Genomic DNA, 18,265 nt, shown 5'->3' with positions numbered 1-18,265 from the left:
CAGATGGGTTAAATGACACGAATTTGAATTGTTATGTGGACCCTGAATCAAGTTCAGGGAGACGAAGGGTTGAATTTTCTTACTAATGTCTAGCCTTTATATGCGCGGTATAAAGCCCCGCCAACAGCTAAGATTATACGCAATACTGGCCCCATACACCGTCTTTTAGGTAATTAGAATCGTTATTTAGGCGAGACTTGTTCCGAAAAAGTTTAAATATTCAATCGCACGGCTTTTAAGCATTTTACGGCAAGGTTGAGTAGCTGGTTATTTCGGGGTTCAAAACTAAAAGTACGCAGTGGAATTTTTTGCAGCCACACTTAGTAGAGAGTTTTGCCATATATTTATCATCTATTCGCACGTTTTTTAGCTTCTAAATTGTCATTTATCTCATCGTCAAGTCACACTCTCTTGTTGAACCTTTACACTAGTTTACATTGGATCACATGCACTTTACTTTGTATTTGATAGATTGAATGCAGTTTCAATCTTGTTAGAAATTATAAGATTGATAGACCAATGAATTGATATACAGTGCCTAAAGTCAAAGTAATGTACTGATACATGCACAACCAGCCATTTTGGATATAGGTAGGCGCCATCCTGCCTTTGGAAAGTTTAAGGATATAAAATGAATAAAATTACCTTATCAATCTTTTTGTTAATCGCCTCTATAACTATGGCAAGTCATTCAAGTGCTAATGAATCGCTTAGTGACTTTCAGGGGCCATGGTTTGGCCAGAAAACTCCAGGCGTGGTGGCTGAGTTGTTTGCACCCGATATGGTGTCAGTTGAGGGGCGTTATGAGTTTGGTATTTCATTTTCGCCAGACTTAACTGCAATGTATTTTACCACGTTAGACATAATAGAAGGCGTGGACACAAACCCACAAATTTACTATTCCACACTTGAAAATAAGCGATGGACAAAACCCAAAAAGGCTAATTTCACCAAAGGTAAAATGACCTATGAATTACTGCCTTATGCAAGCCTAAATGATAACAGAATTTACTTTACTGGCCGTAAACCAGACTCCAAAGGATCTGGTGTGTGGTATGTCACTCGCACTGAAAGTGGTTTTAGTGAAGCGCAAAGATATGAATTGCCGTATAACACAGGCCGGTTATCTGATATGAATCAAGGACGAAATGGAGACTTAGTTTTCACCAATATGTCAGAGCGGAAAATGTATTACGCAAAAAATGACAAGGGTAACTTTCTTGTGCCTAAGCCAATGGACATTGAATTTGGTATTCATGGCTTTATGTCAACTACAAACGATTACTTATTAGTAAATGCGCGAAATACAGATGATGAACAAAGAAAAGATCACGATATATTTATTTACTTTAAAGAAAAAGACGGCTCATGGTCAAAACCGATTAATATGGGTCCAGCAGTAAATACTAAGCACACAGAAACGGCGCCGAGAATTACACCAGATGGTCAGTTTTTATTCTTTGGGCGCTATAACGAACCCAGTGGTGCGTCTAATCTTTATTGGGTGAGTACACAGGTGATCACCCAATTAAAACAGCAGTATTTTAACAAGTAAGTACCTGTGTTGTAGGGTAAACGACGAGGCGCAGGGTGATTGAGCAAACTATCATTATTGGATTGTACGTAAGTTTGTTTTCAAAACATTTTCTATTCCAAAACCCTTATCTAAACCGGGGGTTAAATAATTGCCCTAAAGCCTTTGGACAAGGCTTTAGGCTTAAAAATAATAAGCATAGGGGCTTGGTATCTCATTATGGGGTGGTTTTTGTTAAACTATTAATAGTTTTATTACCATAGGTGTTATCGCTATAATTGAGACAGTTTTGCCAATTAATGCCACTCTTTTTGAGTAGGGGTAATTGGTGTCCATACCAAAAAGCGGTCTTAGGATTTTAACATTCGATACAATAAAGCAGAGTATTGCGCACACCAAAAATGTCCCTAATAAAATAATGAAGGCTTCAAGCCAAGGGCCTAGTTTTAACGTACTTAAGCTGTAAGCAAGAGCGATAATGACGCTTTGGTGGAAAATATAAAATGGGAAAACAACCGTGTTTAGGTTTGTCAGTAGCTTGGAGGGGCGTTTCAAAAAACGTGTGGCTAATGCCAGTATTGCCAATACACCCAGCAAGCTTTGAGCCGTGTATATCATATTCATGCTCACAAGTTGCCAGTGAAGACTACTGCTACTGAGCCAAATCGCTTGGTAGCCATAAACAATTATTATGTATGTGAAGGCGAATAACCCAAGTAGCCATTGCCAATATCGGCATAACTGAGTAAAAAACGTTGTGTGATGTACCAATAAAAAGCCATATAACAAAAATACAAACCCCATAGGGTAACGATATGTTTCGTTTGGCCAAGTTAACTTAAGGACCCATAGAGGGAGCAATAGCCCTAAGCAAACGAAAATAAACGGTTGTTTTAAACAATATTGAATAAATTTTTGCAGCCAATTGCTCCGTAAAATTGGTAATACGACCAGTATCCAGAGAGTAAATTGCCAAAGTGAGCGCAGATACCAAAGATGATTGACATCAACGTGGGGCCAAATACCTGCTTGGTATTGTGTGAATAAAGGGTGGGATAAATCTAAAAAAGCATTATAAAACTCGACGTAATTCATTGATAGCCCGACTTCCTGTTGCATTTGCGCATATAGCTGAATCGGTACGACAATCCACACTCCTACAAGCAAAGGCAACAAGATTTTAATCGAGCGATTGAGTAGCACGTGTGTCATTGGTGTTTTTTGTAAAATGCTACTTAATGCTGCGCCAGAAATAAACCAAATTACCCCCATTCGCCATGGTGATAGCAATAACATCCAGCTTTCGATATGGGTATTTATGTGCGAACTTTTAAAATGATAACCCCAATTTTGAGCGTACAACATGCCGGTGTGGTAAAAAATCAATAAGCCAAAGGCAAGGACTCGAAGCCAATCTAGCTCAACCATACGCTCTGTTGTTTGCAATGAAAATATTGATGATTGCCACAATGCTATGATGCGCTTTAGCATAAATAACCCTATAAAATGGTGTGATTAGATGTGTATAGCTTTTCTTAATTTGAGGTGGGTTCATATTAATATGTGCTTAAAAAACAGCTACTAGGGATAAGCGGAGGAATACAGGGATAAACAACTTGGGGTAAACTCAGTTAATTGATAGTCTGGAGAACCATCAAACAAATAAGGTTATGTCACGATGCGTTCACCACACTTTTTACAGTATTCGAATCTTTATGGTGTGTGTTTTTTAGCTGCGTATATTTTCATTAATAACACCATTAATGCCACGTCAGATATTATGGAAGCGCAACGGTTGAATAACCTGCTGTTTGAATGGTGGGAACCATTTATTTGGGAATATAGTAGTGCACTGGGGACATTGGCGCTTGTACCGAGTATTGTATATTTACTGACAGCTTATCCATTTAACTTTCAGGCAATGGGTCGCTCACTGTCAGTCTATTTGCTAGCATCTATTATATTTAGTGTGTTGCATGTCAGTATAATGGTTGGCATTAGGGAGCTTGTGTATTGGAGTAAAAATCGTGATTATGATTTTGGCTTATTGTGGTATGAGTTCTTATACGAGTACCGTAAAGATTTATTGAGCTTTGCTTTTCTGATTGTAGTGATAAAAGGTTATCAATATTTTATGGCTCAACTCAAAGGTGAGGCTCGAGTGTTGCAAAGCGCCGAAGAGTCAGTGCAGCCGCAATTTGAACGCTTGCTAGTGAGAAAGTTAGGCAAAGAGTTTATTATTAAAGTGAGTGAGATTGAGTGGATAGAGTCTTCAGGGAATTACGTTAATTTACATATTAATGGGCGAGTTTATCCGCTCAGAACAACGTTAACCAAGCTCAGTGAGCAACTCATTTCTCAGGGGTTTTGTCGGGTTCATCGTAGTTATGCAGTTCGGTTAGATGCCATTTGTTCGATCATGCCAATACACAGTGGAGATAGCGAAATCACCCTGAAAAATGGTAAAAAAATAAATCTATCAAGACGTTACAAAGAGCAGTTTAAATCACTCCTATTGATTGACAGCTAATTTTTATATTAATGCAAGCTTAGCCTCACATTAGGGGCTTCAGGCTAATTGATGTTTTAAAAAAGGGGCGGGAACAATTTAAAAAATAAATTTAACTATACATCAATTACTTATTTTTTGTTTTGCAACTTCAAAGCGCGCTTTGCGTGTTCTTAGTACTTAGTTGAGTGATGAATTTGATTAATAAGAAAAACTTATAAGGTTAACAGTTCGTCGCTCTGACTCGTTGAACAATTTAAAAATGTGGTTTTAAATTATCTCTAAGCGCTGTATGGCCAATAGAAGCAAGCTTTGATTCCATGGGCGCTATTGATTCGGGAGTATGAACACAGTCTTGAAGCGCAATAAGTAGTATACCAAGTAAAATTCTCTGTATTTTATTCACCTCAATAATTGTTTAGCCAGTTTATTAAGTACTTATACTAACGCGATTTCACACAGGTAAAGTACGTTTTGTGCTGGTTTTAGTGAAGTAACACGTTGATTAAACTAACACAGTACAGTCGCTAACGTCACAAAAATGCACACCATATGGTTAAATTTATGTAGGGTGCTTGTACCTAGTAGTGCATGTGCTCTGCACCTTAAATAGGGATTTATGTATTTTTTGTTGTAAAAAACAGTATAGATTTGATCCGTGCATACTCTTTGCACATTTACTTTCTAAATTTCTTATCATCACCGTGGTAATAACTGTGCTTATTGCCAAGACTTATTGGGTTGCATCTAAAGAGAGTAAATCATGACAAGACAAAGGTTATTAGGGTTGATGCTAGTATCTTCGGGCATGCTAAGTGGGTGCGGGGGAGGGAGTGATAGCGATTCAGTGACAACGCCAAATACGGATGATGGCAACAGTGTGGTGGTGAGTAATTCAGCACCAGTGGCAAACGCGGGTAGTGAGCAATCGGTTTCTGTGGGGGCCGTTGTGACATTGAGTAGCAGTCAAAGCCAAGATGCTGATGGAGATACACTCTCATTTGAATGGCAGTTTATTACAAAGCCAGCGTCAAGCCAGTCTAGCTTAGCCAATGCCACAAGCAGTAACACGACGTTCACGCCAGATATTGCTGGGCAATATACTGTGGGTCTCGTTGTGAATGATGGCACGGTTAATTCAAGCCAAGATACAGTGACGGTGAATGCGTCCGCAGTCAATCAAATGCCTATTGCGAATGCGGGTAGCGATCAACAAGTAGTACCAGGCACAGAGGTAACGTTATCGGGGGCTGCAAGTCAAGATCCTGATGGTGATACGTTGAGTTACCAATGGCTGTTTGTGTCTAAACCCAATGGCAGTAATGCGGCGCTAACAGATGCACAATTGGTGAATGCAAAGTTCACGGCTGACGTTGCAGGTAATTATGAGCTGGGGTTAACGGTCAGTGATGGGCAAACTGAATCAACCCAAGATAAAATGACAGTGGTGGCACAAGCATCGACCACGAACCAAGCACCTATTGCCAATGCTGGTAGCGACCAAACAGTGCGTGTTGCGGATGTGGTAACCGTATCCGGTTCGCTCAGTAGTGATGCTGATAATGACACACTTAGTTATACTTGGAGTGTTGTGAGTAAGCCCTCACAAAGTAACACTGTACTTTCAAGTAGCACGTCAGAATCTGTGCAGCTAACGCCAGATTCCGCAGGTACTTATCAGCTTTCTTTGGTTGTCAATGACGGTAAAATGAACTCTGTGGCAGATATGATCACGATAACCGCAGAGGCACAAGCTGGCGCACCTACTGCCAGTGCTGGCGATGACCAAAGTGTTATTGTTGGTGACTTTGTCGCGCTCAGTGGCAGCCAAAGTAGCGGTGAAGGCTTAACGTATCAATGGCAGTTGGTGAGCAAACCCGACAACAGTAGTGCACAGCTTAATAATAAGGCGCAAGTGAGTGCGGAGTTTAACGCAGATATTGCAGGGGTGTTTGAGCTAAGCTTAACTGTAACCTCTGGTACTTTATCAGCAACAGATACACTGAAGGTGACGGCAAGTAATACTAGTGTGGATATCACAGATAAGATATTCACTAACGAGGCCGTCAGTTGTCGTAATTACGAAGGCAGTTATTTCTCGAACGTCAGTGACATTAAAAGAGCGGCTGATTTTACGGGCGATGTGATGCTGACGGTGAATAACAGTACGTGTACCATTACGATGAACTCTATTCCAAATCATGACTTTAATGATGAGACTGCGTCTTTTGCTACCAATGCTTCAGAGCAAAACTTAGTGTATAACGTACCAATTACGCCTACATTGGCCAGTTCAATAACGGCACAAGGTATCGGGACTACAGAGGGCGTTTTACTCAATGGCGTGACGCTCGATTTACTACCCGCTGCATGCTACGACGTGGGGAGTGAGCCGATTGGACAAGAAAAAATAGGCTGTGGTGCAGACCAAAATGATAACCCTTGGCGATATGATCCTATGTCATCTTTGAATGCATTTGGTACTGACTCACACAATGCGCATACTCAGCCTTCTGGTAAGTATCATTATCATGGCAACCCTGTTGCTATGTTCAACCAAACGTGTGGTAGTCGCTCATCTGCCGTGATTGGTTTTGCAGCCGATGGGTACCCAATATATGGGAGTTGTTTTAAAGACTCAAATACGGGCATTATTCGTAAAGCAACCTCAAGTTACGTACTTAAAAATAATGGAGGCGCACGTCAAGCTGTATCTGGATACACTACACCTGTTGGTGGCACTGGTGCGGTGGCAAGCAGTAATTATGATGGACAGTTTAGAGGAGACTGGGAATATCAAGCTAATCAAGGTGATTTAGATGAGTGTAATGGTATGACCGTCGATGGCCAGTATGGCTACTATATTACCGATACTTTCCCATGGGTACTAGGCTGTTTTAAAGGCAACCTTGATACTAGTTTTACCGCAGGGCCGCAAAACTTGCAGCGTAGAAGTCATAGTCATGGTGATGCGGGGGAACACCGTCATTAACCATCCGTAACGCTCTTTGTGGAAGTCAATGTTGTTAGGCCTCCACAACGGGCATTGGTAAGATCTGAGTATGTTGATCCCTAAGCAGGACAAAGTTTAGGTAAAATAGTTAAACCCAATCGCATTCCATATCCAAAATACATAGATAAAACTTAAGCAGCCCAGTGTAAAAAGCCAATAATGTATTTTATAAAATAAAGGCAGGCAGCTAAGGCGCGATATCACTGGCAAGTAGCTCACCTTAGCCAAGGTCGTTAGCGCAATGACCATCAGTAAACTCAATAGTAGTTTTACCTCAATCGTAGGGAAGTTTACAAGAAAGTCATAATCATCAACTGCTAAAACAACATTCATAAAAATAAAACCCAACACAGCCGTTAATATCATTCCGGCGGAACAACATGCCAATAGCTCAGCTCTGCTCAGTGTATTACTTTTAAAGCGTCGCATAGCGCTGAGTAATAAAGTCGACATCGACAATAATGAAGCGAGCGCCAAAGCCAAATAAAAGCACAACGGGCTTTGTAAAAAACTCACTCGTTCATAATCACCAGCGTACATACTCGCTGAAAAGCGGTCGATATTCCCCGAGTCATCGTGATAAAAATAAAACACTGGGGCCGCTTTAGATACTCCTTGAAAGACGTTTTCTTTAAGCCGTTTAAGGATTAGTTGGTGCCCTGAATTGGTCATGACGAGCTCACCTTGCTTATTTATCGAGATAGAGGTCGGTCCATTTAACGCTGATAGTTTTTCTAATTGGGTATATGAACGGCGCGTTGTTAGATACGTTCCCGTGTAGTCTTCTAGGTGCCGTTGAGTTATTTTTTCACTTAAAAACTGACTGTAGGAGTGTGTTTGAGTCTGTTTTTCTGCCTTAAATTCTGCCGGGGAGGGGGTTAGCTGATGTCGATAGTATTTGTTAACGATTGCAGTAGCTAAGAAGAGCACTAATTGAGATTGCGGCTCAACCGCGTTGGTTGAAATAAAAACACCCAATTGCAACTCAGGGAACATAACCATATTAGATGAAAATGTAAGGGTTTCACCTGAATGATGATGTTGTTGATAGCCTTTAAAGGTGTCATTAAACATACCATGTGTAATGCCTGTTGCTAATGACCTATCGTTGTAAAGCCGTTGCTTCATTTGCTCGTGAGTCTCTCGGTTAACTAAACGATTGTTATTACTCATTAGCGCACGCATATAAAGCGCCATATCATGTGCGGTTGAAGACGCTGCTCCTGCTCCGGCAATATGCCCCGCTAATTCGAAAGCTTTGGCGATATTTTGGCCTTTTGAATTTCGAAAATACCCTGTGGCAAGGTGATTTTCTAATACCGACTGCATAGACGTGGAGGCTATGATATTTTTTATCGGCTCTCGTAATGTTGTATAACCCATCCCTAGCGGGGAAAATATAGCCTTATCCATATACGTCGCTAAGTTCATCCCAGACTGCAACTCCACGAGATAGCCAAGCAAAGCAAAGCCATAGTTTGAATAAGAGACCAAGTGACCGGGTGGCCAAATTCTTTGGGGCATATGCGTTGCCAAATATTGTTCAGTACTCAAAATTTCTAACGGGTTTTGCACAAACAAGTTACCAGCATCGGCCTGTTCAAAACCCGCACGATGACTGAGTAAAGCGCGGATCGTAATGGGGTCATTAAATGTGTTAGGGATTTTAAACGCGCTAAGGTAGTCGTTGATATCAGTATCCAATGCGAGCTTTCCTTGCTCTGCTAATTGCATAATCGCAATGGCGGTCATTGTTTTGGTGATAGATGCTATGCGAAACAGCGTGTTATTAGGGTCCACCTTTATTTGGCTATTTAGATCAGCAAAGCCGTAGCCTTTTAACATGACAATTTTGTCATCTTTAACGATAGACACAGCCACCCCGGGTAAATTGTGCCGTGCAATTTCTGTGTTTATTAAATAATCGACATATTTTTGTAACCCTTTTAACTCTTGTATTTTTGAACGGGGCTTTAACGGGTTTTGTCTATTTGATTTGTCATTGTTAGGAACGATCTGACCACAACATACGGGGTGATCACTGGCACATACAGGCTGATTTAACCCTATGCAGATAACTAGCATTAAACTAAGGCGCTTCAACATCAAAATAAGATCAGTCCAGAGTATGTTCATTGTGAATCCTTTTTATTTATCCTAGTTAATCTCAGGTTTGGGTAAGGGTTTTGGAATAGAAAATGTCTTGAAAACAAACTGACGTATAATCCAAGGATGATATTTCGCTCAATATCAAGGCGCTTTTATGCAGTAATAGCGGGTTATTGTAAATAAAAGCAGCGCCAAGAGTGAGAAAAATAGCTTTACTGGGCAAATTCGCTTATCCAGAGCTGAGGTTAGTTATATTACCTATGGCCAATATAAATGGCTATTGTCAATTTCGCTTAATAATCATCTATTAACACGGAGTAAATTGACTAACAAACGGTCTAAACTTCATCTGTTTTTTTATTTACTCTCAAATATAAAATTGTCATAAATCTGGCACCAATTTGCCACTTTATTTTAGCTTAAATGTCTTTTTCACCTTCTATAGTAGTGTTTCTAAAAACGATAAATGAGAAAGGGATTATGAAAACAAAATTACTGCAATTGGCGGTTTTATGCGGTACTTCTGCACTATTTACAGGATGTTCTGATTCAAATAATGACATAGAAGTTATCACACCAGTGCCAGCGCCAGCTCAGGGCACACAAATTGAACTACGCCTTTTAGAAACCACAGATTTACATGCTAACTTGCTGAATTACAATTATTTTGCGGATAAGCAAGACGATAAAGTAGGGCTAGTGAAAACGGCCGCTTTAATCCATCAAGCGCGTGCACAAGCAACCAACTCAGTGTTGGTAGACAATGGTGATTTGATCCAAGGGAGCCCGTTAGGGGATTACATGGCCAAAGTTAAAAACTTAGCCGAAGGCGATGTGCACCCTGTTTATAAAGCCATGAATACCTTGGATTATGATGTAGCAAATATTGGTAATCATGAATTTAATTTTGGCATTGAGTTTTTAAAAGAGGCGATTGATGACGCGAATTTCCCTTATATCTCGGCTAACGTATTTGTAGACGATGGTGATGATGATGAAACGAATGACGTGCCTTTATTCTCACCCTACCTTATTCAAGACAAAACATTTACAGACACTCAAGGCAATAGTCACACAGTCAAAGTTGGTTTTATTGGTTTTGTGCCGCCACAGATCATGCAGTGGGACAAAGCGAATTTACAAGGCAAAGTGATTGCAAAAGATATTGTGGCAATGGCAAAAAAATATGTGCCCGAAATGAAGCATAAAGGCGCTGATATTGTAATTGCCATTCCGCACTCAGGGCTTGAGGTGGCTGAGCATAAAAAAATGGAAGAAAATGCCAGCTATCACTTGTCTAAAGTGACTGGTATTGATGCCATTTTGTTTGGTCATGCGCATGCGAACTTTCCCGGCAGCCGTTATGAAGGTATGGCAGATAAAGGCATTGATATAGAAAAAGGCACGGTCAATGGGGTAGCTGCGGTGATGCCTGGGTTTTGGGGTAATCATTTAGGAGTAATTGATCTGACCTTGCAGTACAACGCGGGTCAATGGCAAGTTACAGACTCTCAATCTTCACTTCAGGCAATTTATGAGACAGGTGATAATCGCCAAACGATTGCCTTGGTTGACAATGACCCAGAAGTCGAAGCCGCGGTCACTCATGAGCACACGCAAACACGCACATGGGTCAATGAGCCTTTTGCAAAAGTAACCGGTTCAGTGAATAGCTTTTTTGCCCTAGTTAATGACGATCCGTCGATACAAATCGTGACGGATGCACAAACTTGGTATACCCAAAAAATTGTACAGGGCACTGAGCTTGCAGATTTACCAATATTGTCTGCAGGCGCACCATTTAGAGCGGGTCGAGGCGGAGCAGATGATTACACCTCGATTGCACAAGGTGACATCGCGTATCGTAACGTGGCTGATTTATATATTTACCCGAATGTACTGAAAGTCCTCAAGCTTAATGGCGCCGAAGTCAAGGAATGGCTTGAGATGTCTGCGGGGCAGTTTAACCAAGTTGATAGCCAAAATGCCCAGACTCAGTCATTGATAAACTCTGCTTTTCCGTCATATAACTTTGATGTGATTGACGGTGTTACCTACCAGATTGATGTTGCGCAACCAGCGCGTTATGACAGTAAAGGTGTCAAAGTGTCTGATGGTGAACGCATTGTGTCATTACAATATCAGGGTAAAGATGTGACCGCAGCGCAGCAGTTTTTAGTGGCAACCAATAATTACCGTGCGTCTGGTGGTGGTAACTTCCCAAACATTGGGGCAGATAAAATTGTTATTGATTCACCCAATGAAAACCGTCAAGTAGTAGCCGATTATATTGCTTATCAAAGTGAACAAAATGCCGGTAAAGGACTTGATCCGTCAGCAGATATGAACTGGGGATTTGCGCCAAATAGCCATGCTGACATTCAGTTTATTAGCTCTAATAGCGACGATGCTAAAACGTACAGTCAGCAATTTGGTCATATTCAAGCGTTAAACAAAACCAATCCTGACGGCTTTGCTTTGTATCGCTTGGACTTAACTCAACCTAACTAGCCAATTTACTTAAGAGCAAGCGCAATGCCTGCTCTTTCGTTCACGTACGTTGCTTATATAACGAGCGTGAGCATTTTCATTACACATACACTCAACGGGAATTGAATTATGATCAGTATAAATAAAACAACGCTGGCAATGGTGTTTGGCGCAGGCTTATTTGCACAGGTAAATAGCGTGTCGGCCGCCGCCTACGACTGGAATAATGTCGTGCCAGTTAAAACGCCATCAGCGAGTAATAATAATGGTAAAACAGTCTATTTTGATGTGTCGCATGGTGGCGTAGAGGGCAATGCAGACTGGGTTATTGATGGGGCATTTTCTGACTTTGCCGATGCGTTAGTACAACAAGGGTATACGGTAAAAGAATACCGAGGTATCGATTTAAATAATGATGGCGCGATCCGCTTTTATGACGACCGTACTGGCAATGGTGCGCAAAACGAAGCCATTATTACTTATGACGCGATCAAAGGTTCTGATGTATTCGTGTTAGCGGAGACCAATCGTCCTTTTACAATGTCAGAACAAGCAGCGCTAGAGCAATATATCGCCGCAGGTAAAGGTATATTTTTTGTCGCTGATCATTATGATGCAGACCGCAACCTGAATACGTGGGATGCCACTGAAGTATTTAACGGTTATAACCGCTCTGACTTAAGTAAATATAACTTAGGCGGAGAATATGGCGATTGGCGTAACCCAAAGTCAGCTAATGCGGGGTGGTTAGTTGAGAATTTTGGGATTCGTTTTCGTTTTAACGGCGTTGATTATAAGCAAGGGGTAAGTGGTGTAGAGCCAAGTGCACAGACAGAGGGTATTACACAAGGCGTACAACCTATATTGATGGCGGCCGGCGCGACGCTGGCGGTTGTTGATGCACAAAAAGCCAAGGGCTTGGTGTATTTTTCAGAGTCAGATAACCCAGTTAAATGGAAACACGCTAAAGATCAAGGGCTGTATTTTGGTGGTAAAGCGGAAGGTCCTTATGTAGCAATCGCTAAATCGGGTGCTGGTAAAGCCGCCTTTATTGGCGATTCATCACCGATTGAAGATGCCAGTCCTAAGTACCGTCGCCAAGACTCAGGCAGTACTAAGCGTACTTACCCAGGCTGGACTGATGCAGGCAATGCGGCAACACTTGCGGTGAATATTATTGACTGGCTAGCCACGCCGGAGAGTTACCAGTATTTTGATAACCAAAACGGCCATAACAGCGGTTTTGTAACGCCGAGCCCTATGGCTGCGCAAGAAATGAGTGATCCGAATAATGGTCAGCCATGGGGGACGCCTGCAAGCGGTTTTAATCCCTGGGATACAGATACATACAAAAATAATTCATTTAATGCGCCTTTTGGTGATACCAACACGAACCCAGATCCAGACCCTGATCCAACGCCAACACCTGGCGGCACAATTTCGGTAACTGATGCGCTCGCTACAGCACAAGGGCAACCAGTTGTTGTTATAGGTAAAGTCACAGCCGCAGTTAATGGCATTTATGGTCTGCAGTTAAATGATTTAACGGCGCAAGCAAGCCATATATTTGTAAAACTAGAAAGCGCGCAACGTGCTGATTTTAATCCTCAGTTAAACCCTGCGATTTTAAACCAGAATATTATTGTAACCGGGATGCGTAATCGCTATATGGGTGACGCAGGTATTCGTTATGTCAGCGATATTAAAATTGCACCGACGGCGTTATCTGTTGAGCAAGCATTGGCGTCATCGACGGGAGAGGTGATTGAAGTAACTGGGCGTATTAAGTCTGCGTTAAATGGTATCTATGCCTTGGTACTCGAAGACAGTAACAATGCGAATTTTACCATTAATATTAAACTTGAAAGCAACCAGCGTAACGACTTTAGCCCACAGTTGAACCCAGAGTTACTGAATGCGACTTTAACTGTTAAAGGCGTACGTGACAGCTATATGAGTCAGCCTGGTGTTCGCCAAGTGTCACAATTGAGCGTATCGGGTGGCAGTACCAATGAGCCAGCCCCTGGCTCAGACTCTTCAGTAGCTGAAGTACTTGCTATGAGTAATGGTGAGCCGGTAACAGTGGTTGGGGTGATCACCCGTGCTGTAAATGGTAAATATGCGTTAGAGCTACGTGATGATAATAACACACAGGATACGGTGTATATTAAATTGGAGTCGTCGCAACGTAACAGGTATAGCCCACAATTGAATTCTAATGTGATCGGTAAACGATTACGTGTTGAAGGGATCAAAAATAACTATATGAGCCATGCTGGCGTGCGCAATGTCAGTCGTTTGACCTTATTAAACTGAGGTGTTGGTAACCCTTAGCTTATCTTCAATTTAATCACATAAGGCAGCGTGCAAAACGTACGGTGCCTTTAATCTCTCTGAGTTTTTTCATTTATACGACGATTAGTGATTCACTGTGTCGCATTTATGGCTTTTTATGTAGTTAGTCATAATGTGAGATATTCTGTTTTTAAGCCACAAGGGACCTGAGTCAGACATGTCATTATGCTGAGCCTCATCAATTTTTATTACACAGCTTGGGTATTGCTTTTGCTCAATGTTAGAGGGTAGTACCCCAGGATCGGCTGAAAAATCACTGGCGCGAATAGAGAGCACCTTGATGGCTTTTGATCTGGGAAGTGGGACTCTTCGGTGATCGAGTGTAATGAGTTCTTTAACATAGCTTGGTGATTCATTTGCCAATAACGCAGAGATATCTCCCCCATTAGAGTGCCCAACGAGTAATAAATTATTAAAGTCATAACTGGTTAATTGTTTCTCGAGGGTTTTTTTAACAAACTTTAATGTTTTAACCCCACGTTGCCAATTCTCTAAGCGAGTTTGATATAAGTTGCCAGTGATGGAAAGGGGTGGATCGGTTTTTAATTCATGACGTATAGCAATGCTTAAATACCCTCTGTTATTTAATAGCTCGCTTATAAAGGTATAGTCATTGTGAGGTACTCCGTATCCAGCGCTAATAAACGCAACTGAACACTGACTTTGATTGGTGCATTGTACTGATGTGTTCGCTGGCTCAGAAATAGAAATGGGAATGGTGCGAGCTCGCTCTTTATCGTAAAGATTTTTTGGCTGTGCTGACACATGATGTGCAGTAATTATAAACATAAATATGGATAATAACTTATACATGTACATGTTTTCTATTTTCTCTCTATTTTTAATATTAGTTTACTTTTCACTTAACTTTATAGGGGGATGGTTTAATTAATTTTATTATCTTAAAATTTTTTCCATAAATATAGGTTTTTGTGATTTCTGACGTTTTATGAATTTTTACATGTTTTCTTGTGCATTAATTGTTTTCAATATTTTTTACAAAATAGAAATGTTAGGTTATTGCAGTTCTATTTTTGAACAGTTTACTTATGGTTTAACTAGGTAAATAAACAACATGAAAGGAATAACAATGAAAATGATGACTAAAAAACCATTAATGGCAGTTGCGATGTTACTGTTATCTGTTAGTGCTACCTCAGCTATCGCGGCGGCGTGTAGTTCTAATTGTGCACAGTGGGCTGCACAAAAACGTAGTCAAATATGTGCTGCACAAAATGGTGGATCAGCCTGTGGTAGCAGTGTGCCTTTATACAATTACTTGTATCATCAGTGCCAACAAGGCAATTGTAACGCGAGCTAAGGTAGTATAGCTTTATCTCGAAGTTAAATAGGTGATGACTTTAAATGAATTACCTATTTTAGTCTATTTACTGAGCAATTCTATGTTAAAAGTTGAGCATCGTTTTATAATACCCTTCTAATGCCGGTGGAACTGAAATATAGGGATTTTCTGAATGGCCAACACCAGCACTGTAGCTATATTCCCAAGTAATATTATTCGGTGCACGTTGCTCTAATGCTAAAAGCAGTCCTTTGAATGACCCTGTGATAATCTCGTTTTCAAGACCACCTAAACTCAAAAAAAGGTACTTTGGACTGCCATGAATATTGGCTATATGTTGAGTAAACTCTTTAACTACGACTGAGTCGTCATACCAAGCGGCTGGACTGAAAGCAAAGTAGCCTGAAAATAACTCCGGTTTGGTGATCATGGTATAAAGTACAAAGCTCCCACCTGCGGAAAAGCCACTTAATACCCTGTTGTTATTGACTGCATAATTACTTTCTAAATACGGCAGTAGCTCAGTTTCAATAAATGATAAAAACAGGTTGGCTTGACCAAAAATAGCAGGGTCATTATCAGTTACTGGCCGAGCTTCAATGCTGACGTCTTGACGCGCAAAAGGCGGTACTAAGTCCCTATTACGCGTGTTTTGCCAAAACTGGTTGGGAATTGAAACCAATATTGAATCTTGCATTTTTTGTCTATTGGACAAGTCGGTAATAACGTTATCCCAGCGGGTAAGGTTAAAGTTACCATCAGATTTTATGATAAGCGGGTAGCTTTTTGTATCATCATAATTGTTAGGTAAGCGTATGAAGATTTTACGGCTTTCGCTCAATACTTTTGAGTCGAGCGTAATATCAATATAGGGTGAGGTATATGCTTGTTGATACTTAAAATAAAGGGTAAAGAGTGCACAGCTAATCAGTATGAGTAGGGAAATAAGAATGTAGGGTCGAGATAGGTTAAATTGCATCGTCGGTGCCTTTATTTTTAAAGTTTTAGGTTAAATCCAGCTTATTAATCCAGTAACTAGCATACCCGATAAACCAACCAGTGACAGTGCAAACGAAATACTGCGTGCAAGGTGCACATTACAATAGTAAAAACACATATGCGTTATTCTAGCGAAACAGTATACCCCTGAGAAAAGAGCCAACCAATCAGCATTAGCTTGTGAAAAAACGGCAAAAAGAAGCAGCAAAATATAAATACTAATACTCTCATTGGTATTTGCATGTGCTCTGACTGCTCGAAACACAAAGCGAGTATGATCAGGCTCTACGGGATGCCCTGCTTGGTGCTTGTGTAAAAACAAAGCAATATCAGCAATAATAAGTTGCAGCAGAAATAGCCCCGCGAGTATGCCGACCATGAAAATGGAAGTGTGATAATGCGCTAGAATGTCTATCATACCAACAATGCATCCTTTAGTTTTTTTAGGTACATTAACTGAGTTACCTTGCGATTTCCAGTGTTCTGACAGTATGCTCTTGCTTGATAAGCAAGAGCAATGTTTTGCGTGAGCAGGTTAATTTTCAATAAACGTCCATGTATCGGCTCCATCGAAATGGCGTATTTTGACGTCGTTGATTAGCTTCTTTGACACCATTTTAAAGTTTACCGCCATTCTTTGTGGGTTCCCTGTTTTTGTTGGTGTGTAGTGAGTTGTGCAGCCGCACAGAGGGCAATGGTGAAACTCAATATATTTATCACCGTGGGAATACGAAGTTGTATTTTCAGCGACGGCTTTGACGGTAATATTACTCGGCTGGGTGAAGCCCCACAGTGTTCCTAGTTTATGGAAATTGAAAAATTACATGATGTAAGAGCGTTCACTGGTGCATCAAATGTTGCCGTAATATTGCTGCAATGGCATTGCGCGGTATAAGGCATCGTTGATAGTGCGTTAATGATTGTTTTTTCTTATTATTAGATGCGCTGTATCGTATTGGTAAAATGGACTGGCGGCAATACTTCGGGCAGCTCGCTGTCGAGCATATCTATTACACTTTGATAACCATATTTTGGCTGCCATTGTAAATCCTTCTGCGCTAAAGCTGAGTCATAGACACGGTCTAGTGTGTTAGGCAAAGGCCAATGCCGTTGTGCAAATGCCTTTGCTAGATCAGGTGCCTTTTTTTGGAGCATATCACCCGCATTATGAAAAAGCGCAATGCAGTCATCTCGATCAAAAGGTGTATGGCCAGAAATAATATAGGTTCTAAAACCTGTTAACCGAGCTGAGATGGCACATGCGTGTGCGTGTGCCACATCACGCACATCAATGCCGCGTGTTAAGCGAAAAACACTCATGAAGTTAGCAGGTTCGGGAAAGCATCTGGACATACGCAAAACGGTAATGGGTAGATTAAATAACTGAGAAATACGCTTGAGCTTATTTTCAGCTTCAATTTTTGAAGTATGGTAAATCGTTTTTGGTTGTGGCTTAGTGTGTTCATTAACCCAACCAGCCTGCCCTTGAGGGGTCGAGGCCAAGCCATACAGTGCTGTCGTGCTGGTAAACACAAAATGTTTAATATTTTGCTTTATACCTTCTAATACAAGTTGCTCTGTGGCATTTATATTGGTTTGAATAAAGTCTTGTTCCGTCGCTAGTCCAACGTGCGGTGCGTGCAAAGCGGCGCTATGAATAATGGCATCAACGCCTTTCAGGGCGTGTATTATTTTGGGTGTATCTCGAATATCTGCAACAATATTGACCGTAGAGCATGGAATAGTATCAACCCCAATCACATCATGGTGTTGCATTAATTTGATATAAATGGCTCTGCCAACACGCCCAGCAGATCCGGTGATCAGTATTTTCACGGTAGCCTTTGTTCTTATATACATCCATCGCAAAACATCACGACTGACCTAGAGGATTGGCAGTTATACACTGCCTTTTTATAAATATCCAGTCAGTAACTGACGCTGCTGCATTAC

The 18,265-nt window shown here is 41.0% G+C and carries 12 protein-coding genes; 6 read left to right on the top strand and 6 right to left on the bottom strand.

Annotation, left to right across the window (positions count from 1 at the left end):
- The first annotated feature begins 631 nt into the window (after nucleotides 1–631).
- A complete protein-coding gene (locus tag CWC18_RS16615; RefSeq protein WP_138591322.1) occupies nucleotides 632–1,555 on the top strand; it encodes a PD40 domain-containing protein in 924 nt (307 codons plus the stop codon).
- Between the two features lie 213 nt (nucleotides 1,556–1,768).
- On the opposite strand, the gene CWC18_RS16610 is transcribed toward CWC18_RS16615, so the two are convergent.
- A complete protein-coding gene (locus tag CWC18_RS16610) occupies nucleotides 1,769–3,025 on the bottom strand; it encodes an acyltransferase family protein (RefSeq protein WP_138591321.1) in 1,257 nt (418 codons plus the stop codon).
- 187 nt (nucleotides 3,026–3,212) lie between these two features.
- On the opposite strand from CWC18_RS16610, the gene CWC18_RS16605 reads away from it, so the two are divergent.
- The gene (locus tag CWC18_RS16605; RefSeq protein WP_138591320.1) at nucleotides 3,213–4,064 is read left to right on the top strand and encodes a LytR/AlgR family response regulator transcription factor; all 852 of its coding nucleotides are present in this window, start codon (nucleotides 3,213–3,215) and stop codon (nucleotides 4,062–4,064) included.
- A 742-nt stretch (nucleotides 4,065–4,806) separates the two neighbouring features.
- Nucleotides 4,807–7,035, top strand: a complete 2,229-nt coding sequence (locus CWC18_RS21080; protein ID WP_171041140.1) for a YHYH protein — start codon at nucleotides 4,807–4,809, stop codon at nucleotides 7,033–7,035.
- A 96-nt stretch (nucleotides 7,036–7,131) separates the two neighbouring features.
- On the opposite strand, the gene CWC18_RS16595 is transcribed toward CWC18_RS21080, so the two are convergent.
- A complete protein-coding gene (locus CWC18_RS16595) occupies nucleotides 7,132–9,192 on the bottom strand; it encodes a serine hydrolase domain-containing protein (protein ID WP_138675719.1) in 2,061 nt (686 codons plus the stop codon).
- Between the two features lie 453 nt (nucleotides 9,193–9,645).
- Here CWC18_RS16595 and CWC18_RS16590 point away from each other — a divergent pair, with 453 nt between their 5' ends.
- Together CWC18_RS16590 and CWC18_RS16585 are read left to right on the top strand one after the other, a co-directional pair.
- The gene (locus CWC18_RS16590; RefSeq protein ID WP_138675718.1) at nucleotides 9,646–11,676 is read left to right on the top strand and encodes a bifunctional 2',3'-cyclic-nucleotide 2'-phosphodiesterase/3'-nucleotidase; all 2,031 of its coding nucleotides are present in this window, start codon (nucleotides 9,646–9,648) and stop codon (nucleotides 11,674–11,676) included.
- 108 nt (nucleotides 11,677–11,784) lie between these two features.
- The gene (locus CWC18_RS16585) at nucleotides 11,785–13,971 is read left to right on the top strand and encodes a DUF6359 domain-containing protein (RefSeq protein ID WP_138592957.1); all 2,187 of its coding nucleotides are present in this window, start codon (nucleotides 11,785–11,787) and stop codon (nucleotides 13,969–13,971) included.
- A gap of 102 nt (nucleotides 13,972–14,073) precedes the next feature.
- Here the strand turns inward: CWC18_RS16585 and CWC18_RS16580 are convergent, their stop codons facing one another.
- Nucleotides 14,074–14,799: an alpha/beta hydrolase gene (locus tag CWC18_RS16580; RefSeq protein WP_249930147.1), complete on the bottom strand. Its 726-nt coding sequence runs from the start codon at nucleotides 14,797–14,799 to the stop codon at nucleotides 14,074–14,076.
- A 301-nt stretch (nucleotides 14,800–15,100) separates the two neighbouring features.
- Between CWC18_RS16580 and CWC18_RS16575 the strand changes: the two genes are divergently transcribed.
- Nucleotides 15,101–15,331 carry a hypothetical protein gene (locus tag CWC18_RS16575; protein ID WP_138592959.1) on the top strand — a complete coding sequence of 77 codons (231 nt, stop codon included), beginning with the start codon at nucleotides 15,101–15,103 and terminating at the stop codon, nucleotides 15,329–15,331.
- Between the two features lie 85 nt (nucleotides 15,332–15,416).
- Here the strand turns inward: CWC18_RS16575 and CWC18_RS16570 are convergent, their stop codons facing one another.
- The 3 genes from CWC18_RS16570 to CWC18_RS16560 all read right to left on the bottom strand — a co-directional run bounded on the left by CWC18_RS16570 (nucleotide 15,417) and on the right by CWC18_RS16560 (nucleotide 18,148).
- Entirely contained in the window at nucleotides 15,417–16,292 is an 876-nt protein-coding gene (locus CWC18_RS16570) for an alpha/beta hydrolase (RefSeq protein WP_138592960.1), read from the bottom strand.
- A 30-nt stretch (nucleotides 16,293–16,322) separates the two neighbouring features.
- On the bottom strand, nucleotides 16,323–16,730 hold the full coding sequence (locus tag CWC18_RS16565; RefSeq protein ID WP_212747738.1) for an MAPEG family protein: 408 nt from the start codon (nucleotides 16,728–16,730) through the stop codon (nucleotides 16,323–16,325).
- A 518-nt stretch (nucleotides 16,731–17,248) separates the two neighbouring features.
- The gene (locus tag CWC18_RS16560; RefSeq protein ID WP_138675717.1) at nucleotides 17,249–18,148 is read right to left on the bottom strand and encodes an NAD-dependent epimerase/dehydratase family protein; all 900 of its coding nucleotides are present in this window, start codon (nucleotides 18,146–18,148) and stop codon (nucleotides 17,249–17,251) included.
- Nucleotides 18,149–18,265 lie beyond the last annotated feature (117 nt).

The sequence above is a fragment of the Pseudoalteromonas aurantia genome, assembly GCF_005886875.1.
Taxonomy (GTDB): domain Bacteria; phylum Pseudomonadota; class Gammaproteobacteria; order Enterobacterales; family Alteromonadaceae; genus Pseudoalteromonas; species Pseudoalteromonas aurantia_A.
This window is presented reverse-complemented; position numbering and strand designations above follow the sequence as displayed.